21 protein-coding genes are annotated in these 24,974 nt (G+C 64.4%); 10 read left to right on the top strand and 11 right to left on the bottom strand.

Annotated features, from left to right (window positions below):
• Nucleotides 1–19: 19 nt before the first annotated feature.
• Both IVA96_RS12260 and IVA96_RS12255 read right to left on the bottom strand, forming a co-directional pair.
• Nucleotides 20–895 (bottom strand): VOC family protein, encoded by an 876-nt coding sequence (locus IVA96_RS12260; RefSeq protein WP_247417388.1) that lies wholly within the window; start codon nucleotides 893–895, stop codon nucleotides 20–22.
• 144 nt (nucleotides 896–1,039) lie between these two features.
• Nucleotides 1,040–2,242 carry a urate hydroxylase PuuD gene (locus IVA96_RS12255; RefSeq protein WP_247417476.1) on the bottom strand — a complete coding sequence of 401 codons (1,203 nt, stop codon included), beginning with the start codon at nucleotides 2,240–2,242 and terminating at the stop codon, nucleotides 1,040–1,042.
• A gap of 228 nt (nucleotides 2,243–2,470) precedes the next feature.
• On the opposite strand from IVA96_RS12255, the gene IVA96_RS12250 reads away from it, so the two are divergent.
• Entirely contained in the window at nucleotides 2,471–3,808 is a 1,338-nt protein-coding gene (locus IVA96_RS12250; protein WP_247417385.1) for a sorbosone dehydrogenase family protein, read from the top strand.
• 172 nt (nucleotides 3,809–3,980) lie between these two features.
• Here the strand turns inward: IVA96_RS12250 and IVA96_RS12245 are convergent, their stop codons facing one another.
• Nucleotides 3,981–4,781 carry an SDR family NAD(P)-dependent oxidoreductase gene (locus tag IVA96_RS12245; protein ID WP_247417383.1) on the bottom strand — a complete coding sequence of 267 codons (801 nt, stop codon included), beginning with the start codon at nucleotides 4,779–4,781 and terminating at the stop codon, nucleotides 3,981–3,983.
• A 255-nt stretch (nucleotides 4,782–5,036) separates the two neighbouring features.
• Here IVA96_RS12245 and IVA96_RS12240 point away from each other — a divergent pair, with 255 nt between their 5' ends.
• The 4 genes from IVA96_RS12240 to cyoD are packed head-to-tail and all read left to right on the top strand — an operon-like array spanning nucleotide 5,037 to nucleotide 8,887.
• Entirely contained in the window at nucleotides 5,037–5,870 is an 834-nt protein-coding gene (locus tag IVA96_RS12240; RefSeq protein WP_247417380.1) for a cytochrome ubiquinol oxidase subunit II, read from the top strand.
• Complete coding sequence (cyoB, locus tag IVA96_RS12235; RefSeq protein WP_247279237.1) at nucleotides 5,860–7,860, top strand: cytochrome o ubiquinol oxidase subunit I; 2,001 nt, start codon at nucleotides 5,860–5,862, stop codon at nucleotides 7,858–7,860. Before IVA96_RS12240 ends, cyoB begins: the two co-directional genes overlap by 11 nt.
• Nucleotides 7,860–8,501 carry a cytochrome (ubi)quinol oxidase subunit III gene (locus tag IVA96_RS12230; protein ID WP_247417378.1) on the top strand — a complete coding sequence of 214 codons (642 nt, stop codon included), beginning with the start codon at nucleotides 7,860–7,862 and terminating at the stop codon, nucleotides 8,499–8,501. The genes cyoB and IVA96_RS12230 overlap by 1 nt, the downstream gene beginning before the upstream one ends.
• On the top strand, nucleotides 8,498–8,887 hold the full coding sequence (gene cyoD, locus IVA96_RS12225; RefSeq protein WP_247279239.1) for a cytochrome o ubiquinol oxidase subunit IV: 390 nt from the start codon (nucleotides 8,498–8,500) through the stop codon (nucleotides 8,885–8,887). The genes IVA96_RS12230 and cyoD overlap by 4 nt, the downstream gene beginning before the upstream one ends.
• Before the next feature lie 218 nt (nucleotides 8,888–9,105).
• On the opposite strand, the gene IVA96_RS12220 is transcribed toward cyoD, so the two are convergent.
• Complete coding sequence (locus tag IVA96_RS12220) at nucleotides 9,106–9,894, bottom strand: thermonuclease family protein (protein WP_247417375.1); 789 nt, start codon at nucleotides 9,892–9,894, stop codon at nucleotides 9,106–9,108.
• Nucleotides 9,895–10,092: 198 nt separating this feature from the next.
• On the opposite strand from IVA96_RS12220, the gene IVA96_RS12215 reads away from it, so the two are divergent.
• The 3 genes from IVA96_RS12215 to IVA96_RS12205 all read left to right on the top strand — a co-directional run bounded on the left by IVA96_RS12215 (nucleotide 10,093) and on the right by IVA96_RS12205 (nucleotide 13,447).
• Nucleotides 10,093–11,691, top strand: coding sequence for a GMC family oxidoreductase (locus IVA96_RS12215; protein ID WP_247279241.1), 1,599 nt, complete (start codon nucleotides 10,093–10,095; stop codon nucleotides 11,689–11,691).
• Nucleotides 11,692–11,895: 204 nt separating this feature from the next.
• Nucleotides 11,896–12,345, top strand: coding sequence for a gluconate 2-dehydrogenase subunit 3 family protein (locus IVA96_RS12210; protein ID WP_247279242.1), 450 nt, complete (start codon nucleotides 11,896–11,898; stop codon nucleotides 12,343–12,345).
• 82 nt (nucleotides 12,346–12,427) lie between these two features.
• The gene (locus IVA96_RS12205) at nucleotides 12,428–13,447 is read left to right on the top strand and encodes a trypsin-like peptidase domain-containing protein (RefSeq protein WP_247417371.1); all 1,020 of its coding nucleotides are present in this window, start codon (nucleotides 12,428–12,430) and stop codon (nucleotides 13,445–13,447) included.
• A 382-nt stretch (nucleotides 13,448–13,829) separates the two neighbouring features.
• Here IVA96_RS12205 and IVA96_RS12200 read toward each other — a convergent pair whose 3' ends face one another.
• A complete protein-coding gene (locus IVA96_RS12200) occupies nucleotides 13,830–17,303 on the bottom strand; it encodes an indolepyruvate ferredoxin oxidoreductase family protein (RefSeq protein ID WP_247417369.1) in 3,474 nt (1,157 codons plus the stop codon).
• 161 nt (nucleotides 17,304–17,464) lie between these two features.
• Between IVA96_RS12200 and IVA96_RS12195 the strand changes: the two genes are divergently transcribed.
• Nucleotides 17,465–18,415, top strand: a complete 951-nt coding sequence (locus IVA96_RS12195; RefSeq protein ID WP_247417367.1) for a hypothetical protein — start codon at nucleotides 17,465–17,467, stop codon at nucleotides 18,413–18,415.
• Nucleotides 18,416–18,532: 117 nt separating this feature from the next.
• Nucleotides 18,533–19,231, top strand: coding sequence for an isochorismatase family cysteine hydrolase (locus IVA96_RS12190; RefSeq protein WP_247417366.1), 699 nt, complete (start codon nucleotides 18,533–18,535; stop codon nucleotides 19,229–19,231).
• Between the two features lie 29 nt (nucleotides 19,232–19,260).
• On the opposite strand, the gene soxA is transcribed toward IVA96_RS12190, so the two are convergent.
• The 6 genes from soxA to IVA96_RS12160 all read right to left on the bottom strand — a co-directional run bounded on the left by soxA (nucleotide 19,261) and on the right by IVA96_RS12160 (nucleotide 24,971).
• Complete coding sequence (gene soxA, locus IVA96_RS12185) at nucleotides 19,261–20,037, bottom strand: sulfur oxidation c-type cytochrome SoxA (protein WP_247279247.1); 777 nt, start codon at nucleotides 20,035–20,037, stop codon at nucleotides 19,261–19,263.
• Complete coding sequence (gene soxZ / locus IVA96_RS12180) at nucleotides 20,034–20,351, bottom strand: thiosulfate oxidation carrier complex protein SoxZ (RefSeq protein ID WP_247417363.1); 318 nt, start codon at nucleotides 20,349–20,351, stop codon at nucleotides 20,034–20,036. The genes soxA and soxZ overlap by 4 nt, the downstream gene beginning before the upstream one ends.
• On the bottom strand, nucleotides 20,351–20,818 hold the full coding sequence (locus IVA96_RS12175) for a SoxY-related AACIE arm protein (RefSeq protein ID WP_247279249.1): 468 nt from the start codon (nucleotides 20,816–20,818) through the stop codon (nucleotides 20,351–20,353). The genes soxZ and IVA96_RS12175 overlap by 1 nt, the downstream gene beginning before the upstream one ends.
• A gap of 8 nt (nucleotides 20,819–20,826) precedes the next feature.
• Nucleotides 20,827–21,264, bottom strand: coding sequence for a sulfur oxidation c-type cytochrome SoxX (gene soxX, locus IVA96_RS12170; RefSeq protein ID WP_247279250.1), 438 nt, complete (start codon nucleotides 21,262–21,264; stop codon nucleotides 20,827–20,829).
• A 194-nt stretch (nucleotides 21,265–21,458) separates the two neighbouring features.
• On the bottom strand, nucleotides 21,459–22,730 hold the full coding sequence (locus tag IVA96_RS12165) for an NAD(P)/FAD-dependent oxidoreductase (RefSeq protein ID WP_247417361.1): 1,272 nt from the start codon (nucleotides 22,728–22,730) through the stop codon (nucleotides 21,459–21,461).
• 54 nt (nucleotides 22,731–22,784) lie between these two features.
• The gene (locus IVA96_RS12160) at nucleotides 22,785–24,971 is read right to left on the bottom strand and encodes a molybdopterin cofactor-binding domain-containing protein (protein ID WP_247417359.1); all 2,187 of its coding nucleotides are present in this window, start codon (nucleotides 24,969–24,971) and stop codon (nucleotides 22,785–22,787) included.
• Nucleotides 24,972–24,974 lie beyond the last annotated feature (3 nt).

Raw genomic sequence — 24,974 nt, 5'->3', positions numbered from 1 at the left:
TGCGCTTGGACCCTGAACGCTAAAGAATTGGTTCAGATCGGCCGGCAACGAAGGCGAGCAGGGTGCCGTTGGCCTTGGCCGGCGGCACGCAGATGGCGCCCCCGCTGCGCATGGCTGCCGAACCGAGCGCCTTCTCGGTTGCCGCGAGGTCGCCGCTGATGAGCACCAGCGCCGCGCCGCCGCGCTCGGAGAGGCCCGCGAGCGGCACGCCGGGATAGCGTTTGGCGAGCTGGTCCAGCGTCAGGTAGACGAAGTCGGCGCGATCGCCGCCGGAGGGCACGGTGACCGCGCCGTCCGCCTCTGCCTTCGGCTCGCGGTCGATCAGTTGGCCGAGGTGCGCAGCTTCTTTCGCGGGCTCAGGCGTTGCGATCAGCGTCTGCTTGATCCGCCTGGCTGCATTGGCATGCTTCATCAATTCAGGAATCCACACCGTCTCGCGGGTCTTGTGCTGGCAGGCGAAGATGCGGACGCCGCCGGGCGCCTCCACGGTCGGCCACATGAAGGTGCGGAATTTTGCCGCCGAGACCGTGCCGTTCGGCAGCGTCACGGGCCGTTCGAAATCGGTCGGGCCGATCGGCTCCAGGCCCCGTGCACGGATCTCTTCGGCACCTGCGGCGGAATCGACCGAGGTGAAGGCGATGCGCTCGATGCCTTCGCCGTGCTTGTCGAGGAAAGCGCGCGCCGGGGCGTTGAGCTCGGTCGCAGCGAGCACGCCGAGCAGCTCCATATAGTCGGGATCGAACATGATGGTGTAGTTGCCCGTGCCCATATGGACGCTGTGGGTGCCGCGCGGGGAGACGGTGAAGCCGAGCTGCCGATAGTTCTCGGCGGCCTTGTCGAGGTCCTTGACCATGACCACGGCGTGGTCGATACCGATGACGTTCTTGAGGGCCACTGTTCTTTCCCCGATTGCGAGCTGAATTGGGCCGCTCCGGCGGCTGCCGGTCCTGTCTACGCGTGATAGACGGTTAAGTCATTTTCAATTCAGCGAAACATGCGGAAATTTCATTCTGCGAAATGCTGTCGATGCGCGGCGGCATCAACGGGCCTGCTCGATGTAAGCGGCGAGGATGGCGCGCTCCTCACTGGTCATCTCGGTGATGTTGCCCGGCGGCATCGCATTGGACCAAGCCGCGACGCGGCCGATCAGCCGCATGTTGCGATGGATGTGCTCGGGCGCGTCGAGCAGTATCCCTTTCGGTGCGGCGACGATGCCGGCCCAGACCGGCTCGACGGCGTGGCACATGCTACAGCGGGACATCACGATCTCCTCGACATTGGCGAGCGTCGGCTGCGCCGGCAGGGCGCTGGTCTTGACGTTGCGCGGTCCGGCGGCGGAGAGGAACAGGATCGCGATCACGCCAACCGCTGCCACGCCCCACACCCACCACGGCGATTTGCGCCCCGCATGCCGCGCGTTAAAGAAGTGGCGGATCACGGGGCCGAGTGCCAGGATGATCGCGACGATGATCCAGTTGAAGCGCGTGGCGTAGAGCAGGGGATAGTGGTTGCTGATCATCAGCACGACCACGGGTAGCGTCAGATAGTTGTTGTGGACCGAGCGTTCCTTGCTGGCCTTGCCGAGCCTGGGATCGGGCGCCTGTCCCGCGATCAGGCTGGCTACGATCTTCTTCTGGTTCGGGATGATCAGCGCGAAGACGTTGGCGACCATGATGGTGCCGATGATCGCGCCGATCTGGTTGAAGGCGCCGCGGCCGCTCAGCACATGCGTGAAGGCGTAGGTCAGCGCGACCAGGAACAGATAGCCGCCGATGGCAAAGGGCAGCTCGCGCTGCGCAAGCCCGGTGCAACAGGCAGCCTCATAAAGCAGCCACGCCAGCGCGAGACTGAAGAAGCTGAACAGGCCGGCCTGGAACGGCGTGAGGTCGAGGATCGATCTGTCGACCAGGAACAAATCGGCCTCGAGATAATACACCACCACCATCAGCGCGAAGCCGGACAGCCAGGTGGTGTAGGCCTCCCATTTGAACCAGGTCAGCTCGTCCGGCATCTGGCTCGGTGCGACCAGATATTTCATGATCCGATAGAAGCCGCCGCCATGGACCTGCCAGGCTTCGCCCTGCACGCCGTCAGGCAAGTCGCCCGGTGGGTCGCTCTTGGGCCTGAGGCTGAGGTCGAGAGCGATGAAGTAGAAGGAACTGCCGATCCAGGCAATCGCCGCCACCACGTGCAGCCAGCGCAGCAGCAGGCTCGCCCATTCCGATATGACGGATCCCCACATGATCACCCCAATCAGCCGCGACACCAATGCCGCAGCTTTGAACAATCGGCAGTCGCGCCCCAGCAATGTGTCGCACCGATCAGCCGCATTTTCCAGTACGATGGGCCGCGGCTGATGCCCATCGTGCGGGCATGAACTGATGTCGGATTCGGCAGGCGCATGACCTGCCGCAGAACGTTTGCGGATCGTCGCATGTTGACGTTGAGACGCGCAGGCCGGGAGAAAGACGTGAAAGACAGAATATGGTCCGTTGCGATGTTCGCGGGATTGCTGGTCGCGGCTGCCACCAGCGCACAAGGTGAGCCGGTGCTGCAGGGCAAGGATGCCTACGGCGATTGGCGGGCCGACAAGCCCGGCACGGTCAGGTTGATCCGGCCACAGGATCTGGTCAGGCCCGGCGCCACGCGCTCCGTTGCGAGCTCGTCGCGTGTGGTGCCGCGTCCACCGGAGGCCACGCTCCAGGTCCCGGCCGGATTCAAGATCGAGCTGTTCGCCGAAGGCCTGCGCGCGCCGCGCATCGTGCGGGTCGCGCCGAATGGGGATGTCTTTGTCGCGGAGACACGGGCCGGCACCATCCGCGTGCTGCGCGCGGGCGATGGCGGCAAGGCCGCGACCAACGAGGTGTTTGCCGGCGGCCTGAGGCAGCCGTTCGGCATCGCCTTCTTTCCGGACGGTGACAATCCGCAATGGGTCTATGTCGCCAACACCGACAGCGTCCTTCGCTTTCCCTACCAGGCCGGCGATCTCAAGGCACGCGGCAAGGCGGAAACGATCGTGGCAAGCCTGCCGCATGACGGCGGACATTCCACCCGAGACATCGTGTTCGCGCCCGACAACAAACGCATGCTGGTGTCGGTTGGCTCACTCAGCAACGTCGCCGAGGGCATGGGCACGCCGCCGGGTGGATTGGAGGCTTGGTCGAAAGCGCAACCGCTTGGCGCTGCCTGGGCCAGCGAGACGGAGCGCGGCGCCGTGCTGGCCTTCAATCCCGATGGCAAGGAGCGGAAGATCTACGCCACGGGCCTCCGCAATTGCGTTGGACTTGCGATCCAGCCGCAGACTGGCCTGCCCTGGTGCTCGACCAACGAGCGCGACGGCCTCGGCGACGATCTCGTGCCCGATTACGTGACCAGCGTGAAGGAGGGCGGCTTCTACGGCTGGCCCTGGTTCTACATCGGCAACAATGAAGACCCGCGCCACGCCGGCGCGCGGCCGGACCTCAAAGACAAGGTGACCGTCCCGGACGTGCTGATCCAGCCGCATTCGGCCTCGCTCGGCATGACCTTCTATCAGGGCACGCAGTTTCCGCCCGAGTATCAGGGCGACGCCTTCGCCGCCGAGCACGGCTCCTGGAACAGATCGAAGCGCACCGGCTACAAGGCGATCCGCATCCGCATGAACGACGGCAAGCCGACGGGCGAGTACGAGGACTTCGTCACGGGGTTCGTCGTGAGCGACACTGAAGTGTGGGGACGGCCGGTTGGCGTTGCCGTGGCGAAGGACGGATCGCTGCTGGTGTCGGAGGATGGCAACGGCACGATCTGGCGGGTGACGTATTCGCGCTGAGCGCGCCGCGTGACGCTGCCCCCTCTTCCCTTGTGGGAGAGGGTGGCTCGCCGCGAAGCGGCGTGACGGGTGAGGGTCTCCATCCTCACGAACGGTTGGGCGATTGGAGAGAACCCCTCATCCGGCGCTTCGCGCCACCTTCTCCCACAAGGGGAGAAGGAGAAAGAGAACCCTACCCCCGTCTCACGCTCGCACCGCCATCCACCGGCAGCGTCACGCCGGTGATGAAGCTCGCTTCATCTGAAGCCAGGAACAGCGCGGCATTCGCGACGTCCCATCCGGTGCCCATCTTCCTGCGCAGCGGCACCTTGCTGTCGCGTTCGGCTTCGACTTCGGCGCGGGTCTTGTGCCATTCGCGGGCGCGGGTATCGACGGCCATCGGCGTGTTCATCAGGCCGGGCAAAATGACATTGGCGCGGATGCCGTATTCGGCATTCTGGTAGGCGAGCTGTTCGGTGAAGGCGATCATCGCCGATTTCGTCGCCTTGTAGGCGACGTAAGGGTAGGTCGTGATCGCCGCCATCGAGGAGATGTTGATGATGGCGCCGCCTCTCTGCGTGCGCATGATCGGGATGACCTCTTTCGCGGCGAGAATGCAGCTCTTCAGATTGATGGCGACGACGCGGTCGAACGCTTCTTCGGTCAGTTGCAGCAATTCTGCATCGCCGCCGGCGAGGCTGACGCCGACATTGTTGTGCAGCACGTCAATCCGGCCCCAGCGCGATTGCGCGTCCGCGACCATCGCCTTGATGTCGGCGGCTTTGGTCACGTCGCCCTTGAAGGCTGCGGCTGTGCCCTGCTTCGCCGTGCTCATCGCGACCGTCTCCTGCGCCGAGTCCAGATGATGATCGACGCACAAGACCTTGGCACCCTCCCGCGCGAACGTGAGCGCAGTGGCGCGGCCGTTGCCCATGCCCTCGCCCGGGCTCTGCCCCGCGCCGACGACGATCGCAACCTTGTCCTTCAAGCGCATCTCGGTTTACTCCCGGGCCCGGATCCTGTTGATCCAATATTTTCGTGCAGATTAGCAATCGCCTCGACCGGAGAGAAGGGCGCCGCTCCCGCGTTCATGTCATTGACATCACATGCGATTGCATGTTGCCGCCGGCCGACCGCGCATGGCTGACCCCAGCGGTTCAGGAACCGTTCTGAGGTCGCAGCGTTTGTTGCGGAGCCTTTCCCGCGCTAGGCTCTGTCCCGGGGCTTCCCAACCGCCAGTGGCTTGCCGATGAATCTGCTCGATCCGCAAGGGCCTGTGGCTGCGGCCAACAGCACCATCCTGATCGATTCCGTCTTCATCATGCTCGTGATCGTGGTGCCGACCATCGTTGCGATACTCGGCTTCGCGTTCTGGTTTCGCGCGTCCAATCCGAAAGCGCGCTACCAGCCCGACTTCGTCTATTCCGGGCGCGTCGAGATGGTGGTGTGGGCGATCCCTGCGCTCACTGTCATCCTGCTCGGCGGCGTCGCCTGGATCGGCTCGCATCAGCTCGATCCCGCGGCACCCGTGCCGGGCACCGGCAGCCCGGTGCGCATCCAGGCCGTCTCGCTCGACTGGAAATGGCTATTCATCTATCCGGATCAGCGCATCGCCACCGTCAACACGCTAACGGTACCAGCCGGCGCCGAGCTGAACTTCCAGCTGACGTCGTCGAGCGTGATGAACACGTTCTTTATCCCGCAGCTCGGCAGCATGATCTACACCATGAACGGCATGGTGACGAAGCTGAACCTGCGCGCCGACCACGAGGGCAGGCTCCAGGGCCTGTCGGCGCATTTCTCCGGCGACGGCTTCCCCGACATGATGTTCGACGTCAACGTGATCTCGCCGCTCGCGTTTCCGGATTGGGTGGCGGGCACGGCGAAGACCGATGCCGTGCTGAATGAGGACAGCTACAGGACCCTGCTGCAGCAGGGAATCGAGAAGAGCCGGCCGACTTATCGGCTCGAGGATCCGCGCCTGTTCGATCTGATCGCAACCCAGCACATTCCGCCGGGTCCTGGGCCGGAGCTGGCATCCGAAGCCGGCCGGTCGCACAGTGGAGGCCACGATGCTCGGTAAGCTCGATTGGTCCGCCATTCCGTTCGATCAGCCGATTCCGCTCGTCGCCGGCGCGGTGGTGCTGGTCGCCATCCTGGGCGTGCTGGCCTGGGTCGTGGTGAGGGGGCATCTGCCCTATCTCTGGAGCGAATGGATCACCAGCGTCGACCACAAGCGCATCGGCGTCATGTATGTGCTGCTGGCCTCGGTGATGCTGCTGCGCGGCGGCAGCGACGCCATCATGATGCGAATCCAGCAGGCGGTCGCCTACCAGTCGCAAGGCTATCTCCCGCCCGAGCACTACAACCAGATTTTTTCCGCGCACGGCACCATCATGATCTTCTTCGTGGCGATGCCGTTCGTGATCGGGCTGATGAACTTGATCGTGCCGCTCCAACTCGGCGTGCGCGATGTCGCGTTCCCGACGCTCAATTCGGTCGGGTTCTGGCTGACCGCGACCGGCGCACTGCTGGTCAATATCTCGCTCGTGGTCGGCGAATTCGCGCGCACCGGTTGGCTCGCCTTTCCGCCGCTGTCGGAACTGTCCTACTCGCCCGGGGTCGGCGTCGATTACTACGCCTGGTCACTCCAGATCTCCGGCGTCGGCACGCTGGTCGCCGGCATCAATCTCGTCACCACCGTGCTGAAGCTGCGCACCAAGGGCATGAACTATCTGCGCATGCCGATGTTCTGCTGGACCACGCTGGCCTCGAACCTCCTCATCGTCGCCGCGTTCCCGATCCTCACCGCCACGCTGGCGATGCTCTTGCTCGATCGTTACCTCGGCTTCCACTTCTTCACCAACGAGGCCGGCGGCAACGTCATGATGTTCATGAACCTGATCTGGGCTTGGGGGCATCCCGAGGTCTACATCCTGGTGCTGCCGGCCTTCGGCATCTTCTCCGAGGTGGTTTCGACCTTCTCCGGCAAGGCGCTGTTCGGCTATCGCTCGATGGTGCTCGCCACCATGGCGATCTGCGTCATCTCCTTCATGGTATGGTTGCATCATTTCTTCACGATGGGTGCCGGCCCCGACGTCAACGCCATCTTCGGCATCGCCAGCATGATCATCGCGGTGCCGACGGGGGTGAAGATCTACAATTGGCTGTTCACGATGTATGGCGGCCGCATCCGTTTTGCGACGCCGATGCTGTGGGCGGTCGGCTTCATGGTGACGTTCATCGTCGGCGGATTGACGGGCGTCCTGCTCGCGGTGCCGCCGGCCGACTTCATGCTTCACAACAGCATGTTCCTGGTGGCGCACTTCCACAATGTCATCATCGGCGGCGTGCTATTCGGCGCCTTCGCCGGCTTCGAATATTGGTTTCCGAAGGCGTTCGGTTTCCGCCTCGACGAACGCTGGGGCAAGGCTGCGTTCTGGTTCACCTTCCTCGGCTTCTTCATCACCTTCATGCCGCTCTATGTCGCCGGCATGCTCGGCATGACGCGGCGCATGCAGCATTACGATGTCGCGGCCTGGCGGCCCTGGATGCTGGTGGCGGCGGTGGGCATGGCGGTGCTGACGATTGGCGTGATCTGCCAAATCGTGCAGATCGTGGTCAGCATCCGCAACCGCGAGGCCTTGCGTGACCGCACCGGCGATCCCTGGGACGGCCGCTCGCTGGAATGGGCGACCTCGTCGCCGCCGCCGGTGTTCAATTTCGCCTTCCATCCCGACGTGCGCGGCGAGGATGCCTATTGGGAGATGAAGGCCCATGCCAAGCAGCAACTGCTCGAGCACGAAGAGCCGGAATATCAGGACATCGAGATGCCCCGGAATTCTCCCACCGGTTTCGTCTGCGCGTTCTTCGCCACCATCATGGGCTTCGCGCTGATCTGGCACATCTGGTGGATGGTGATCCTGGGCGGCCTGGGCGCCTTCGCCACCTTCGTCGTGTTCGCCTGGCGCGACCATGACGAATACGTCATCCCGGCCGATGAGGTCGCCCGCATCGACCGCACCAATCTCGAGGAGCGGCGCAGCCTCGTCAGCATGGCGGGGGCAGTCTGATGTCGATGACCGCCACGGCCGGCCGCGCCCACGCCGATCCCCATCACATCGGGCTCATCATCGAGCATCCCGGACCCGCGCCGAAGCGGATCGTGACCGCCTACGGCTTCTGGATCTTCCTGCTCTCCGACATCGTGATGTTCTCCTGCTTCTTTGCGGCCTATGCGGTGCTGGCCGGCCAGACCGCCGGCGGCCCGAAGGGCTCGGAGATCTTCGAGCCGAAGAACGTCGCGATCGAAACGGTCTGCCTGTTGCTGTCGAGCTTCACCTGCGGCATGGCCAGCATTGCAGCCGACGTGCGCAACCGGTTCTGGTTCTACCTCGGCATGGCCGTGACCTGTGTGCTCGGCCTCATATTCCTCGCCATCGAGTTCCGCGAATTCGTCGACCTCGTCGCCCGTGGCTATGGCCCGTCGCGCAGCGCGTTCCTGACCGCGTTCTTCTCGCTGGTCGGGTGTCATGGCCTGCACGTCTCGGCCGGAGTGCTGTGGCTGCTCACCATGATGGCCCAGGTGTTCGCCAAGGGCTTTCGCGCCGACATATTGCGGCGGATGATGTGCTTTGCGCTGTTCTGGCACGCGCTCGACATCATCTGGGTCGCGGTGTTTTCCGTGGTCTACCTGCTCGGGAGCGCGCCATGAGTGATCAGACCCATGGGTTGGTCAAACACGACCTCGCGCCCGGCGAGGAAGAGCAACACAGTGTCGGCACTCGCATCCTCGGTTACGTCGTCGGTCTTGTCTTGGCCCTGCTGCTCACGGCGACGTCGTTCTTCATCGCCGGTACGGATCTGGTCTGGCAGCCGTCGATCCCTGTTGCGCTGATCGTGCTCGCGATCGCACAGATGGGCGTGCATCTCGTGTTCTTCCTGCACATCACCACAGGTCCGGACAACACCAACAACGTGCTGGCGCTCGCCTTCGGGCTTCTGGTCGTCTTCCTGGTGGTCGGAGGAACGGTCTGGATCATGGCGCATCTGAACGCCAACATGCCACCGATGGACCACATCATGCAGATGCGGAGTTAGGACCCGCCCAAAAAGAAAGAGCCGCTTGGATAACAAGCGGCCCAAGTCTAGGGAGGAAACGCCCGAGCAAGGCAATCGGACCGAAGCCGGATTGCTGCCAAAGGAAACGCTCGCGCAAGGCGCTTGCGTACGCATACAACTGACGCAACTCCCGATAGACTTCAATTCCGGATCAATACGGTCTTGGACTACTACTCACGGATGTGTGAAGGAATTGTTCACTTCGGCCGACGGCAATTATAGGCCTTGCGGAAACCGGCGGCCTGGGCGTCGTCCTCCGAGCAGAACCAGCGGTCGGGCTTAGTCGTCGCCGGATAGCTCGGGCAGCCCCGCAAATGATAGATGCCGATATTGCCGGTGACGCGTGCGCGCACCGCAAGCTTGCCCTTGATGCTGCAACTCGGCGGCATCGTCAGCTCCTCCGGGAACAGCACGGCGCGGATTTCCTTGTCCCGGTCTGGGCGGCACGCGGCGCCGAGAAGCGCGCCGTCCCTCTTGCCGGCGCGGAAATCTTGCGGTGCAACAAAGCAGCCCTTCCAGATCCCAGCGGCCGCCGTCTTGGCCTCGGTGGCCGCCGGTTTGACGTTGGCCTTGATCGGCTCGCGCGCGAGGGCAAAGCCGAGCTTGATCAACTGCTCGTTCAAGCTGGCCTTGTCGCCCTCGGCCGTGCAGATGGCGCGGTGCCGCTTGCCAAAACTCTTTTCCGGTCCGACGTCGTCGCAGCGCACCGTCCGTTTTCCGATCAGTTTCGTCAGCTGGTCGCGGGCCTCGATGCCGCAGCTCCAGGAATCGGCGTGCTCGTCGATGCAGACCTGATCAAGCTCGGGCGCATCAACGCCGTCGAGCCGATAGGTGACGTCGCCGAGCTGGATGGAGTTGCCGTCGCGGGCTGTCGCGGCGGCAGTCAGCGCGGAGGCTGGTCCGGGCGAGACCAGAAGTCCGGACAAGGCGAAAAATGAAGCGAGCGCAAAAGCGCGGGCGGGGGCAAAGAAATTTCGGAAGGACATACGTTCTCGCTATCGATGGCTCGTGCGGCCCTGTTCCTAGCATCCGGATGTGGCGAGACCAATGGTCTGCGCCCTGCGAAGTGCGACATTCCGGCCTCGCGGCTTTACTCAGCCGTTGCTCTGATCCTATCGTTCGCCGGCCTCGCGGACCGCAGGGCCGAATCGCCCGGAAAGCGGCGAGGGGAGGAAAAGGTTGCAATGAAAGACCCCGTGGACGTCCTGATCATCGGCGCCGGCGCTTCCGGCGCGGCGGTGGCGTGGTCGCTGGCCGAGACCAAGATGCACATTCTCTGCCTGGAGCAGGGCGGCTGGATGAATCCGGCGGAATATCCCAGCACCGGGCGGGACTGGGAAGCCAAGTTCTACGGCGAATGGTCGTCGAGCCCCAACGTCCGCGGGCGGCCCGAGGACTATCCGATCAACGACGACAATTCGCCGATCAAGGTCGTCAACTACAATGCAGTAGGCGGCTCGACGGTCATGTACACCGCGCACTGGCCACGGCTGCATCCCTCCGATTTCAAGGTGAAGACGCTCGATGGCGTCGCCGACGACTGGCCGATCGACTACGATGCGCTGACCCCGTTCTTCGAGGAGAACGACCGGATGATGGGGACCTCCGGCCTGTCAGGCGATCCGCTTTCGCCGCTGACGCATCCGCCGATGCCGCAACAGCCGCTGGGATTGTCCGGCGCCATCATCGGCAAGGCCATGAACAAGCTCGGCTGGCACTGGTGGCCGTCTGACACGACGGTCGCGACCATGGACTATGAGGGCCGGGCGCGCTGCATCAATCTCGGCCATTGCACGCCGGCCTGCGCGCAAGGCGCAAAGTCTTCCACCGACATCACCTATTGGCCGCATGCGATCCGTGCCGGCGTCGAGCTGCGCACCCATTGCCGCGTGCGTGAGATCACCACCGACGAGACCGGCATGGCCTCGGGCGTGGTCTATTACGACAAGGACGGCATCGAGCAATTTCAGCCCGCGCACGTCGTCATCATCGCCTGCAACGGCGTTGGTACGCCGCGACTGCTGCTGAACTCGGCCTCGGGGCGTTTTCCGAATGGACTTGCCAATTCGTCCGGCCTCGTCGGCAAGAACCTGATGTTTCACCCCTATGCGCAGATCTACGGGTATGTGAAGGAGCCGACGGATAGCAACCGCGCGCCGCCGACCTGCCTGTGGAGCAAGCAGTGGTATGACACGGACCTGTCGCGCGGCTTCGTGCGCGGCTATGGCGTGCAGTTCGTACGCGGGGCAGGACCGGTGTTCGAGGCCGTCGTCAGCGAGCAGAAGGGCATTTTGCCCTGGGGCGCCGACCATCACCGCGTCTTCCGCAAGCTCAATGGCCATCGGCTGGGTTTCTCCGCGATCTGCGAGGACCTGCCCGAAGAGCATAATCGCGTCACGCTCGATCCGGTGCTGAAGGACAGCCACGGCATTCCCGCACCGAAGATCGATTATACGATCAGCGAGAACAGCCGGAAGATGATGGAGCATGCGCTCGCCCGCGGCCGCGAGGTTCTCGAAACGGCGGGCGCGACCGACATCTGCATCAATTCGCCGATCCCGTGGGGCGGCTGGCACCTGCTCGGCACCGCGCGGATGGGCACCGACCCCGAACGCTCGGTCGTCAACGAATGGGGCCGCACCCACGACGTCAAGAACCTGTTCATCGTCGACGGCAGCATCTTCGTCACTTCGGGCGGGGTAAACCCGACCTCCACCATCCAGGCCCTCGCGCTTTATATCGCCGATCAGATGAAGCAGCGCCTCGCCAATTTGTTCGATTGAGGGCCCGTGATGGATGCACTGAACCCGCCACGAATTCGCTGCACCTCTCCCGCTTGCGGGAGAGATCGCCGCGCTCGAAGAGCGCGGCGGGTGAGGGCTCTCCCCTCTCGAGGAGTCTCTCTGCGGAGATACCCTCTCCCCAACCCTCCCCCGCAAGCGGGGGAGGGAGCAGACCTTCATCGCGGCGTTAGAAGAGCGCACACAATGACTGATCAACTCTCCCTCACGCCGCGTCAGCGCGGCGACCTCCGCACCATTGCCGCGATGATCATTCCGGCCAGCGAAGAATACCGGGTCCCGGGCGCCGACGATCCCGCGATCCAGGCCGACATGTTGGCCACGCTCGGCCGCGACACCAAACAGGTGGCGGCGGCGCTGGATCATTTGGCGCGGCTCGCCGGAGCGCCGCTCGTCGAGCTCGATGCCGCCAGGCGCGATGCGGTGGCGCAGGATTTTCGCAAACATGGCGGTGTCGCCGCCGCAACGCTCGTCCGCGTCGTGCTGCAATGCTATTACCGCGACGACCGCGTGCTGGGCTCGCTCGGGCTCGAGCTGCGCGCACCATTCCCCAAGGGCCATGTGCTCCCGGATGGAGACTGGTCGCTGCTCGATCCGGTCAAGGCGAGAGGCGGCTCGCTGAGGCGGGCACCCTAGCAGCCCAGCCTTGCGCCGCGGTCGGGCCACTTGCGCGAGAGAGAACAGGCCACCATCTGTGTGAGCCTCAAGGACTCTTGCCATGTTGGACTTCACCTCAGATGTCGCCGATGACGCATCGTCATCGCGAACGACGGCGTCTGCTCCGGTCGATGACCGGGCTCTGCTGGACGCCTATTCCAATGCCGTCATCGACGTGACCGACCGCGTCGGCCCTGCGGTCGTGCGTGTCGAGACCGGGCCGAAAGTGCCGAACGGCCGCGAGCGCGGCGGGTTCGGCTCGGGCATCGTGATCTCGCCTGATGGACTCGTGCTCACCAACAGCCATGTGGTCGGCTCCTCAAAAGAGATTCGGCTGCGCGACGTTGAGGGGCACGTCGGCGACGCCCGGGTGCTCGGTGTCGATCCCGACACTGACCTCGCGCTCTTGCGCGCCAACGGCGTGCGCCATTTGCCTTATGCCGCGCTTGGCAACTCCAAGAGCCTGCGGCGGGGCCAACTCGTGATCGCGATCGGCAATCCGCTCGGCTTCGAGTCGACCGTGACCGCCGGAGTCGTCTCGGCGCTCGGCCGCTCGATCCGCTCGGTCAGCGGGCGCACCATCGAGGATGTGATCCAGACCGATGCCGCGCTCAATCCCGGCAATTCCGGCGGACCACTGGTCTCGTCGAATGCCGAGGTGATAGGCATCAACACCGCCATCATCAACGGGGCGCAGGGCATCTGCTTTGCGGTCGCCAGTAACACCGCGCAGTTCGTGCTGTCGGAGATCATCCGCCACGGTTATGTCCGCCGCGCCTATATCGGCGTTGCCGGGCAGACCGCGCCGGTCCCGCGGCGGCATGCGGTGCTGGCCGGTGTCGAGAACAAGATGGGCGCGCTCTTGATGCAAATCGAGCCGGACGGCCCGGCGGCGAAGGCGGGCCTGTTGCCCGGTGACGTCGTGATCAGGCTCGACGGCATCGAGATCAACGGTGTCGACGATCTGATCCGCGTGCTCGACCGCGACCGGATCGGCCGGCGGCTGTCCATGGACGTGCTGCGGCTCGGCCGCCTGCGGGCGATCGATATCGATCCGATCGAACGCAAGCCAGCGCGCTAGCACGGTTCCCCTTGGGCGAGGTACGACGGTGTCATGCCTTGTCCTCGGAAGCCCGCCGCACGATGCCGGCACATCAAAGCTACGACATCATCGGCGCCCGTGCCGGCGGCATGACAGCTGCGGCCGTCGCTGCGGGCCGAAGGGCTGCGCGTGGACGCGCGGCCAAACTGTCAGTGATGTGTCCGAACAGGCGTCAGCCATGTCTGCGGTCTAAACACTTCGCGGGCGATGATACTCAGTGTGTCGCGAGGCGCATTCCACCATCTCCGTCGTTGCGAACGTAGCGAAGCAATCCAGAGTCTTTCCGCGGGGGTTAGTCTGGATTGCTTCGTCGCAAGGGCTCCTCGCAATGACGCGGGGCGAGAGCTTCGCGCTCTCGCCACTACTCGGCCGCGGCGGCAAAGCGGCTGTTCTCCAGCTCCGCTTCCAGCCGCGCCGTCTCGGTCGAGGCAAGTTTGATATTTGCTTCCTTGACGTGGCCGAAGCCGCGGATCATTTCCGGCACGCGCGCAAGCCGCACCAGCAGCGGGATCTGCTCTGCCTTCAGTCCCGCGATCCGCTGATCGATCATGCCGAGATAGTCCTCAATCAGCTTGCGCTCTGTCTTGCGCTCATCGGTACGGCCGAACGGATCGAACGTGGTGCCACGCAGGTACTTGAGTTTCGCGAGAACGCGGAAGGCGTGGATCATCCAGCCGCCGAACTCCTGCTTTTGAAGCCGGCCCGTCTTGTCGCGTTTCGCGAAGATCGGTGGGGCAAGATGGTATTTCAGCGTGAAGTCGCCGTCGAATTTTTCCGACACCTTCTTGGCGAAGCTGCCATCAGTGTAGAGCCGTGCGACCTCATACTCGTCCTTATAGGACATCAGCTTGAACAGGTTCTTTGCGACTGCCTCGGTCAGTTCGGTGGAGCCCGGCGTGGCCGCGCTCTCCGCCTTGCGTACCTTGGCGACGGCTGCGAGGTAGCGCTCGGCATATGCCCTATTCTGATAGCCAGTCAGGAACTCGGCGCGGGTCGCGGTGATGTCGTCGAGCGACTTGGTCGGTGCGGCCGCCCTGTTCTTGAACTGGAGCACGCTGCGCACCCGCGACATGTCGTGGGCGGCGAGACGGCCCCAAGTGAAGGCGAGCTTGTTCATCTCGATCGCGGTGCCGTTGATCTCGAAGGCGCGGAGCAGGGCCTCCAGCGACAGCGGGATCGCGCCCTTCTGGAAGGCGAAGCCGAGCATGAAGGGATTGGTGGCGATGCTGTCGCCCATCAGCGCGGCGGCAACGCCCGTCGCGTCGATGATGTCGAGATTCTTGTCCCCGACGGCATCGCGCAGCACCGTCTGCATCGTTCCCATCTCGAAATCGAGATCCGGGTTTTGCACGAAGCTCGCGGTCGGCTGCAGATCGGCGTTGATGTAGGCCTTGGTCACGCCGCGCTCGGCGCGGCTCAGCGCGGTGGCACCGGCCGAGACGATCATGTCGCAGCCGAGGATGACGTCGGCGCCGCCGGTCGTGATGCGGACGGCGGAGATATCCTCCGGCTTCGGCGCGATACGGACATGGCTCATCACCGCGCCGTTCTTCTGCGACAGTCCGGTGAAATCGAGCGCCGAGCAGCCGCGGCCCTCGACATGGGCGGCCATGCCGAGCAGCGCGCCGATGGTGATGACGCCGGTGCCGCCGATGCCCGTAACGAGGATGTTATAAGGGCGGTCCAGCTCGCGCATTGGGGGCAGCGGCAGGTCGGCGAACAGTTGGCCGGAATCGACCGCTGACGTCTTCATGCGCTTCAGGCTGCCGCCATGCACGGTCACAAAACTCGGGCAAAAGCCCTCGACGCAGGAAAAGTCCTTGTTGCAGTTCGACTGGTCGATCTGGCGCTTGCGGCCGAACTCGGTCTCCAGCGGCTGCACCGAGACGCAGTTGGAGGCCTGCGAGCAGTCGCCGCAGCCTTCGCAGACGAGCTCGTTGATGAAGGCGCGCTTGGCGGGATCGGGATAGAGCCCGCGCTTGCGGCGGCGGCGCTTTTCTGCCGCGCAGGTCTGGTCGTAGATGATGACCGTGAGGCCCTTGATGTCGCGCAGCTCGCGCTGCACGGCGTCGAGCTCGCGGCGGTGGTGGATGGTCGCGCCTTGCGGGAAGTAATTTCCTGGCGGATACTTGCTCGGATCGTCCGAGACGATCGCGAGGCGCTTGACCCCTTCGGCCCAAACCTGATGCGCGATTTGCGCGACGTTAAAGCTGCCTTCGGCTGGCTGGCCCCCGGTCATGGCGACGGCATCGTTGTAGAGAATCTTGTAGGTGATGTTGATGCCGGCAGCCGAAGCGGCGCGGAGCGCCAGAAGTCCGGAATGCGTATAGGTACCGTCACCGAGATTCTGAAAAATGTGCTTCTCGGTGGTGAAGGGCGATTGGCCGATCCAGTTCACGCCTTCGGCGCCCATATGCGAGATCAGATCGGTGCGGCGCGTCGGCATGCTCAGGGCCATGCCGTGGCAGCCGATGCCGGCCATGGCGCGGCTTCCTTCGGGCACGCGCGTCGAGGAGTTGTGCGGACAGCCCGAGCAGAAGAACGGCGTGCGAGCGAGCTTGATCGGCGGGATGGTGATAACAGGGTTGTCGAACGCCTCGAGCCGCGCGAGGCGCTGCTCCAGCACCGGGCTGTGATGGCCGAGCTTGCGTAACCGCGCCACCAGCGCAGAGGCAACGATGGTGGGCGTCAGCTCGCCCTCGCTCGGCAGCAGCGGCGCGCCGCGCTCGTCGCGCTTTCCCGTGACAGTCGGGCGTTTCGAGGCATCGATGTTGTAGAGGATGCGCATCAGCTGGTCTTCGATGAAGCCGCGCTTCTCCTCGACCACGAGCACGTCCTGAAGACCCTCGGCGAAACGCTTGGCGCCGCTCTCTTCCAGCGGCCAGGTCATCGCAACCTTGTAGATGCGAAGGCCGAGGTCCTGCGCGTCCTTGTCGGTGATCCCTAAGTCGGCGAGCGCTTGGCGCAGATCGAGATAGGCCTTGCCGGTCGCGACGATGCCGAGCCGAGCCGGCTTGGAATCGAGCACGATACGGTCGAGTTGGTTGGCTCGGGCGAAAGCCTGCACCGCTTCCATCTTCGGCCCGAACAGGCGCCTCTCGGCCTCCAGCGGCGGATCAGGCCAGCGGATGTTGAGACCGCTGGCCGGCATCTCGAAATCGTCGGGAAGCCTGATCTGGATGCGCTCGGGGTCGCTATAGATCGAGGCCGAGCTCTCGACAGTTTCGCTGATGGCCTTGAAACCGACCCAGCAGCCGGAGAAGCGCGACAGCGCAAAGCCATAAAGGCCGAGGTCGAGATAATCCTGAAGCGTGGCGGGATTGATCACTGGGATCAGCGCTGCCGCGAACACCTGCTCGCTCTGATGAGCCAGCGTCGAGGACTGGCAGCCATGATCGTCACCGGCCAGCGCCAGCACGCCGCCATTGAGCGAGGTGCCAGCGGCGTTGGCGTGCTTGAGCGCATCGACCGAGCGATCGACGCCGGGGCCCTTGCCGTACCAGATGCCGAACACGCCATCGACCTTGGCGCCGGGAAACAGCCCGACTTGCTGGCTGCCCCAGACCGCGGTCGCCGCGAGGTCCTCGTTCAGGCCGGGCACGAAGGCGATGTCATGCTGCTGCAGATGCGATTTCGCGCGCCACAGCGCGTGGTCATACATCCCGAGCGGGGAACCGCGATAGCCCGAGATGAAACCGCCGGTGTTAAACCCCTGAAGCCGGTCGCGTTCGCGCTGCAACATCGGCAAGCGGACCAGGGCCTGGGTGCCGGACAGGAAGATCCGCTTCGATTCGAGCCGGTATTTATCGTCCAGCTCGACCTGCATTAGCGTCATTTCGGAAGTCCTCGTCTTCTTGCTCGGCGCGGGTCTGTGCTGCGGGAGGGATTGCGCGGCGCGACGCGAATTGTGACAGTCAAAGCATGGGTCGGCGAAGTCAATATCGCTGGCCGCATCCGTGGCGCTCCTGCTAGTCATGGCTACTTGTGGAGAACACCATGGCTGCAAACGCATTCGACACCGAGATCACTGAGACGGCCCAGGCGTTGATCGGACCGTGGCGCCGGCCGCGCCAGATGCTGCAAGCGCAAACTTACGAGGCGCACGCCTCGATCCATGACGACGCCACGGCGCAGAAGCTCGGCTTCAAGGGCGGCACTATCGAGGGGCCCACGCATTTCAGCCAGTTCGCACCGCTCGGCGAACGGCTGTGGGGGCGCGCTTGGTTCGAAACGGGGTGCCTCTCCGCGCATTACCGCAGCGTCTGCTATGAGGGTGAGGAGGTGCAGGCAATCCTGTCGAAGCCGCTGCCGGCTACCCGCCAGTGCCAGATCCAGATGGTCAAGCGCGACGGCACCGAGGTGCTGCGCGGCACCGCCTCGGTCGGCGAGCCGCACGTAGCGACCGCGCTCGAGACGCGCCTTGGCGAGCTCAAGCCGCTGACCGATCCCGTGATCCTGCGCGACGTGAAGGTGGCGCAGACCAGCAAACGGCAGACTGTCCGCATGGCATTTGATCAGAATATGGGCGATCTCTACCCGTTCTCGCTGCGGCAGAAACTCGCGGTCATCACGGAGAGCTCTCCGTACTACTCTGGCGCCGACAATCCATGGCGCAAGCCTATCATCCCGATCGAGATGCTCAGCGTGCTGTTCCAGTACCGCTCCAAGGACGATCCGCTGCCGGCCAAGGGGCCCGCGGTCGGCCTGTTCGCCGATCAGGAGATCCGCCTGCTGAAAGGCCCGCTCTTCGTCGACGAGGACTATGAGGTGGAGCGCGAGGTGGTCGCACTTTCCGGCAGCCGGCGAACCGAAAGCGCCTGGGTCAAGACGCGCGTGTTCGACAAGGCGAATGCGCTGGTCGCCACCATGCTGCTGAACATGGCAACGCTGAAGGAGTCGTACGCGCCGTACGAGGACGAGTATCGGCAGCTGTATGGGGGACGGTAGCGGCGAGCGGTGGCGTTCGCCTCTCCGGTGAGAACGGGAGCAAGACCAGAGAGCGTCGCTTCGAATGGCACGGCGCTTGCACAAGTTTGCGGCACAGCGTTTCGGGCGGGGGGCATCATGCTGAACTCAACCAAGCCGGCACGGGGGATCATCAACGCCGAGCCCGAGCCGATCGGGCTCGACTGGCTCGCCACCGCGCTCCTCATCATCGACATGCAGCGCGACTTCATGGAGCCCGGCGGCTTCGGTGAGACGCTGGGCAACGACGTCAGCCTGCTCGCGCGCGCGGTGAATCCGATCGGCGCGGTGCTGAAGGCGGCGCGCGACACCGGCATGCTGGTGATCCACACCCGGGAAGGCCATCTGCCGGATCTCTCCGACGCACCGCCGGCGAAGGTCGAACGCGGCGCGCCGTCCTTGCGCATCGGCGATCCCGGCCCGATGGGGCGTATTCTCATTCGCGGCGAGGCCGGGCACGATATCATTCCCGAGCTCTATCCGCTCGACAGCGAGATCGTGATCGACAAGCCGGGCAAGGGTGCGTTTTACGCCACCGAGCTCGGCGATGTCTTGGAGAAATACGGCATCGAAAACTTGCTCGTGTGCGGTGTCACCACGGAGGTCTGCGTCAACACCACCGTGCGCGAGGCCAATGACCGCGGCTATCGCTGCGTCGTCATCTCCGACGGCTGCGCATCCTACTTTCCCGAGTTTCACGAGATGGGCCTGAAGATGATCAAGGCTCAAGGCGGCATCTTCGGCTGGGTCGCGGATTCGGCCGCCATCCTGGTGGCGATGAAGACTTTGACGGGCTAGACGACGGCCAGTTTCAGATTCGTTATGACCTACGGCCGCACCGCCGGCGTCTCCATTGGCAAGCCGCGCGCCCGCGACATCAGATAGAGCTCGAGCGCAACGAGCTCGGGCGAGCCGTAATCATAAGCCTGGGCGCGCACGCCGGTCATGCAGCTGCGCAGCCGTCGCTCCAGTGAACCCAGCGTCTGCCATTCCAGGCGATAGAGTGGATATCCGGTCGGCTGTCCCTGCGTGATCGGCGCACCGGCGAGACGTTTATCGAAATTGTCGTCATGGCAGTTGGAGCAGGCAAGATTGAGCTGGCCCTCGCGCTGCATGAACAGGTCGCGGCCCTGGTCGACGAAGGGTCTTACTTGCGGATCGTCGCCGGCGGTGATCGGAACGCCGCGCGATTGATGGGCGACGAAAGCGGACAACGCCAGCAGGTCGCGGCTCTCGTATGGCAGTGGCGTAGCCTGCTGGTGGTTGCTGCGGCAGAGATTGATGCGTTGGTCGAGCGTGACGGGGCGGCCGAGCGCCTTGTCGAAGGCGGGATAGCGCGCCGCGACGCCCTTCATGCTGCCGCGGGCATCGCCATGGCAGTCGGCGCAGGAGTTCTGCGCACGGCCGGTCTTCTTCCCCCACAGCGCCTCGCCGTCGAGCACGAATAGCATGCCCGGATTGGAGGTGTCGTCATCCTGCATCGCGCGCGTGTCGGGTCCCATGAAGGAATAACCGGAGCGACGCGCCTCGGGCGGGATTTCACCGGCGAGCAGGGCAGGGACCGTGGCGGTCAGCGCCACCGCTATCGCGCGCCAAAACCTCATTCGACTAGGATGGACACCGATGCGGTGGACGAATAGCCGTTGTCGCCGATCCATTCGAATTCGAACTTGCCGCTGTCCTTGGCGACCGTGAAGAACGACAGATAAGGGTTCGCGGCGATCGCCGGGAACAGATCCGCGCGGAAGATCTCGGTGCCGTTGTAGCGGCACGTGAAGCTCGTGATGATGTCGCGCGGCACCAGCGCGCCGGCTGCGGTGTGGCGGAAGCCGGTCTCCATGATGTGTGAAGTCAGCGTGCGGATCTCGATGATCTCGCCGCGTTTGGCCTTGGCCGGAACATTGATGAGCGCTGCCATCAGTTCATCTCCTCTGTGCAGGCGGCCAGCGTCACGACGACGTCGGCGGCGACCTGCCAGAAGGTGTCGTCGGAAAGGCGCGCGATCGCGACCACCTTCTGGCTGTCGGCGAGCCGGATCCGAGTCGAGACCTGGGCGCGGCCGGAGGAGGGACCGAGATGGAAATTGCCAATGTTCGGCTGCGGGTTCTTCTCGTTGAAGACGTGGATGCTCTTGACGTAGTCCGCGTCCGTCATTGGACTTGCGACGCTCACCGTCAACGGCACGGTATTGCCGTTCTCGACCAGCGGCGGGATGTCGAGCTTGATTTTGCCGGTGCGAATCTGTGCCTCACCGACGACGTTGCGGATCGCGGTGTTGAGCATTGGCGGTGTCGCCTCGACTGGCCGCAGCGTGACGATCGGGATCGTGCCGGCGGCCGTCAAGCTGCCGGCGAGGCTTAAGAATTGTCGTCGCGTGGTTGGCATGAGCGATCCTAGTCTCGGAGCGTTGCAAGATAGGCCACGATGTCCTCGATCTCGACGGCCGATAATATCGGCTCGCCGGCGAAATTGCGCCCGACGCGCACAAGCCCGTCATGGCGATAATAGGACGGCATGATGGTCTGCGGGTTGAAGCGCGAGGCATCGACCAGACGAAGCCGCAACTGACTCGCCGTCCACCGGTTCCCGGCACCGGTGAGATCGGGCGCGAGATCGCCCTGGAACGGCGTTTCCGGGAATGGACCGGAATGGCAGAGGATGCATGTCGTCGTGCGCGCCAGCACCAGCGCGCGGCCGCGCACGGCATCGCCGGGCGAGCCGGTGAGCGAAGCCGGAATGCCGTCGCCGATGATTGTGTAGGGCGCGAGGCTTTCGGCTTTCGCAACACCCGCGAGTGCAAGACTTGCTGCGACCAGCGCAGCGACAGTCAAGCGATTGTGTGAAGAGAAATCTAGCCGCGAACCCCTTTTACCTCTCCCGCTTGCGGGAGAGGTCGCGCCGAAAGCGCGGGTGAGGGCTCTTTCCTCTTGGGGGTTCTTGATTGCGGAGACACCCTCTCCCCAGCCCTCCCCCGCAGGCGGGGGAGGGAGCGCACCGTGTTCGTGGCTGGCAAGCGGACCGAATCTCATCCAAAGGTGTCCGCCGTGATGGTTTGAAACCAATGCTCGGCCTCAATCGCCTCGCGCGCACGCAGCTCGCGCGGCGCGTCAACGGGGCTGGTCGCGCCGCCTTCGACCTCCGCAAAGATGTCGCCCTTCGGCTGGTAATTGCCGGCAAGCGAAAAGCCGTAGTCGGGAGCGACAATGTTGTAGCAGACGCCGGTCAGCCGTGGCGTCTCCGGCGCACGGCCGGCAAGGAGGTTCACGATGGCAGCGGCGCAAGCCCTGCCTTGCGCGCTTGCAGCGGAAGCCGATTTGGGAATGCCGCCGCCGAGGCAGGCGTCGCCAATGACGTGGACATTCTTGACGAGCTTTGATTCGAAGGTGACGGGATCAATCGGGCACCAGCCGGTCGCGTCCGCAGCGCCTGCGATTTCGGCAATGCGCCCGGCGCGCTGCGGCGGAATAACGTTGGCAACATCAGGGGTGTAGTTGCCGAATTCGGTGACGATGGTTCTGGTTGCGGCATCGACCGAGGTGACGCGACCGCCTTGCGACAGCGCGACGCGATCGATCATATCGCCGTAGAGCTCCTTCCATGCCTTTTCGAACAGCCGCTGCTGTGAGAAACTGTCCTTGGCGTCGAGGATCAGCACCTTCGAGCGCGGCTTGTTCGTCTTGAGATAATGCGCAATCAGGCTGGCCCGCTCGTAAGGTGCTGGCGGACAGCGCGAGGGATTGGCGGGAATTGCGATCGCGACGGTGCCGCCGTCCGCCATCGCCTCCAATTGCCTGCGCAGCAGCAGGGTCTGCGCACCCGCCTTCCAGCCGTGCGGCATCTTTTCCGATGCGGCGTCGTCGTAGCCGGGCAGCGCTTCGACATGGAAGTCGATGCCTGGGGATAGCACGAGATGGTCATAACCGAACGCTTCCCCATCGGCCGCCGTCACGCTGCGCTTTTGCGTGTCGATGGTCGTCGCAGCCTGGGCGACGACGCTGATGCCCTCGGCGGTGAGCTTGTCGTACCCGAACTGCTGCGCCTCGATCTCGCGCAGGCCCGCGATCACCTCGTTGCTGAAGGGGCAGGAGATGAAGATATTGTTCGGCTCGATCAGGGTCACCTGCAATTTCGTATCGACACGCTTGAGCGCGCGGGCACAGGCCGCGCCGCCAAAGCCGCCGCCGACCACGACGACGCGGCCCGCCGATTGCGCCCGCAGGATCGAAGGTGCGGCGAGCGATGTGGCCGCAGCGGTGATGCCGAGGACGGCATTCCGCCGTGTCACCGGCGCATTCATGAGACTTGTCCGGAAAAATGCTGCGGCTGCCGTTGTGGCAGCCGCAGCGCTCTCTTAGGCGAAGGTGATGTTCTGGTCGCGCAGCGGCACCGAGCGGATGCGCTTGCCCGTTGCCGCGAAGTAGGCGTTGAGCACCGCCGGCGCCGCGACGCCGATGGTCGGCTCGCCGACGCCGCCCCAGAACCCGCCGCTCGGCACCATCACAGTTTCGACCTTCGGCATCTCGTTGATGCGCATCGAGTTGTAGGTGTCGAAGTTGGTTTGCTCGATCTTGCCGTCCTTGACGGTGCAGCCGCCGTAGAACAGCGCGGAGAGGCCATAGACGAAGGAGCCAGCGATCTGCCGCTCCACCTGCGCCGGATTGACGACATAGCCGGGATCGGTGGAGGCGACGATTCGATGCACCTTGATCTTGCTGCCATCGGTCACCGAGATTTCGGCGGCGCCGGCGACATAGCTGCCATAGCCCATGACCTGCGCGATGCCGCGATAGACGCCCTGCGGCGCGGGCGTGCTCCAGCCGATCTTCTCGGCAACGGCGTTAAGCACCGCGAGGTGCTTGGGGTGATTGCCCATCAGCTTGCGGCGGAATTCGAGCGGGTCCTGGCCTGCGGCCTCGGCCAGCTCGTCCATGAAGCATTCCATATAGATCGCGTTGTGATTGACGTTGACGCCGCGCCAGAAGCCGGGCGGGACGTGCGGGTTACGCATCGCGTGCTCGATCAGCAAGTTCGGCACCGAGTAGCCGAACGCGGCCTCGCCCGATTGGGCGACGCCCTGGAATGCGGCCGGATCCATGCCATTCTGCAACGCTTCAGGGCGGAGCGAGAACAGGATCGATTGCCCGGACAGGCGGTAGTGCAGCGCGACCAGATTGTTGTTGGCATCGAATGCGCCGGTCATCTTGCACTGGGTGATCGGGTGATACTTGCCGTGCGCCATGTCCTCTTCGCGCGACCACAACAGCTTGATCGGTGTACCCGGCATCTGCTTGGCGATCATGACCGCCTGGCGGACGTAGTCGGTCTGACCGCGCCGGCCGAAGCCGCCGCCGAGCATCACCTTATGCACGTCGCACTTCTCCGCCGGCAATCCCGATGCCTCCAGCACCGCCGCGAACGCCGCCTCGCCATTCTGCGTGCCGCACCAGACCTCGCATTTGTCCGCGGTGTAGAGCGCGGTGGCGTTCATCGGCTCCATGGTGGCGTGGTTCTGGTACGGGTAGCTATAGACGGCCTCGATCTTCTTAGCGGCACCGGCGATTGCCGCTTTGGCGTCGCCGTTCTTGTTGCCGACATAGGCCGGCTGCGCGTCGTCGAGGCCTTCAGCCAGCCATTTCGCAATGGACTCGCTGGAGACCTTGGCGTTGTCGCCCTCGTCCCAGACGATCGGCAGCGCCTCGAGCGCGGTCTTGGCGTGCCACCAGGTGTCGGCAACCACGGCAACCGCGGTATCGCCGACCTTGACGACCTTCTTGACGCCCTTCATGCCGGAGACCTTGGCTTCGTCAAAGCTCTTCAGCTTGCCGCCGAACACCGGGCAGTCCTTGATTGCGGCGTTCAACATGCCCGGCAGCTTGACGTCGATGCCGTAGATCATGGCGCCGGTGGTCTTGTCGGCGGTGTCGAGCCGCTTCACGCCCTTGCCGATCAGCTTCCAGTCCTTCGGATCCTTCAACTTGACGTCCGCCGGCGGACTAAGCTTGGCCGCAGCCTCGGCGACCTTGCCGTAGGTCGTCGTCCTGCCCGAGGGCGTGTGGGTAATGACGCTGTTCGCGGCCGTGCATTCGGATGCCGGCACTTTCCACGCATCGGCGGCGGCCTGGATCAGCATCACGCGCGCGGTGGCGCCACCCTTGCGGACATAGTCCTGCGAGGAGCGGATGCCGCGGCTGCCGCCGGTCGAGAAATCGCCCCAGACACGCTTGCGGGCGACGCTCTGGCCCGGAGTTGGATATTCGGTCGTGACCTTGGTCCAGTCGCATTCGAGCTCCTCGGCGACGAGCTGGGCGAGGCCGGTCAGCGAGCCCTGACCCATTTCCGAACGGGCGATGCGGATCACGACCGTGTCGTCCGGCCGGACCACGACCCAGGCGCCGACCTCAGGCGAGCCGTCGGCGGCGCGGACCACGGCGGGGCCGCCGAACGGGATGTCGAGGCCGATTGCGAGGCCGGCGCCGACCGCGGCCGTGCCGATGACGAAGGCGCGGCGGTTGAGCCGCGGCGAAACATGCTTATTCATGTG

The sequence above is a fragment of the Bradyrhizobium sp. 159 genome (assembly GCF_023073795.1).
In the GTDB taxonomy this organism is placed as follows: Bacteria; Pseudomonadota; Alphaproteobacteria; order Rhizobiales; family Xanthobacteraceae; genus Bradyrhizobium.
This window is presented reverse-complemented; position numbering and strand designations above follow the sequence as displayed.

Coding starts and splice junctions, on each gene's coding strand:
- IVA96_RS12210 (WP_247279242.1), top strand. CDS start 11,896: ATGACTGATCAACTCTCCCTCACGCCGCGTCAGCGCGGCGACCTCCGC.
- cyoD (WP_247279239.1), top strand. CDS start 8,498: ATGAGTGATCAGACCCATGGGTTGGTCAAACACGACCTCGCGCCCGGC.
- IVA96_RS12215 (WP_247279241.1), top strand. CDS start 10,093: ATGAAAGACCCCGTGGACGTCCTGATCATCGGCGCCGGCGCTTCCGGC.
- soxZ (WP_247417363.1), bottom strand. CDS start 20,351: ATGGCAGCGCTCATCAATGTTCCGGCCAAGGCCAAACGCGGCGAGATC.
- IVA96_RS12245 (WP_247417383.1), bottom strand. CDS start 4,781: ATGCGCTTGAAGGACAAGGTTGCGATCGTCGTCGGCGCGGGGCAGAGC.
- IVA96_RS12160 (WP_247417359.1), bottom strand. CDS start 24,971: ATGAATAAGCATGTTTCGCCGCGGCTCAACCGCCGCGCCTTCGTCATC.
- IVA96_RS12200 (WP_247417369.1), bottom strand. CDS start 17,303: ATGACGCTAATGCAGGTCGAGCTGGACGATAAATACCGGCTCGAATCG.
- IVA96_RS12165 (WP_247417361.1), bottom strand. CDS start 22,730: ATGAATGCGCCGGTGACACGGCGGAATGCCGTCCTCGGCATCACCGCT.
- cyoB (WP_247279237.1), top strand. CDS start 5,860: ATGCTCGGTAAGCTCGATTGGTCCGCCATTCCGTTCGATCAGCCGATT.
- IVA96_RS12195 (WP_247417367.1), top strand. CDS start 17,465: ATGGCTGCAAACGCATTCGACACCGAGATCACTGAGACGGCCCAGGCG.
- IVA96_RS12175 (WP_247279249.1), bottom strand. CDS start 20,818: ATGCCAACCACGCGACGACAATTCTTAAGCCTCGCCGGCAGCTTGACG.
- IVA96_RS12255 (WP_247417476.1), bottom strand. CDS start 2,242: ATGTGGGGATCCGTCATATCGGAATGGGCGAGCCTGCTGCTGCGCTGG.
- IVA96_RS12240 (WP_247417380.1), top strand. CDS start 5,037: ATGAATCTGCTCGATCCGCAAGGGCCTGTGGCTGCGGCCAACAGCACC.
- IVA96_RS12220 (WP_247417375.1), bottom strand. CDS start 9,894: ATGTCCTTCCGAAATTTCTTTGCCCCCGCCCGCGCTTTTGCGCTCGCT.
- soxA (WP_247279247.1), bottom strand. CDS start 20,037: ATGAGGTTTTGGCGCGCGATAGCGGTGGCGCTGACCGCCACGGTCCCT.
- IVA96_RS12230 (WP_247417378.1), top strand. CDS start 7,860: ATGTCGATGACCGCCACGGCCGGCCGCGCCCACGCCGATCCCCATCAC.
- IVA96_RS12190 (WP_247417366.1), top strand. CDS start 18,533: ATGCTGAACTCAACCAAGCCGGCACGGGGGATCATCAACGCCGAGCCC.
- IVA96_RS12205 (WP_247417371.1), top strand. CDS start 12,428: ATGTTGGACTTCACCTCAGATGTCGCCGATGACGCATCGTCATCGCGA.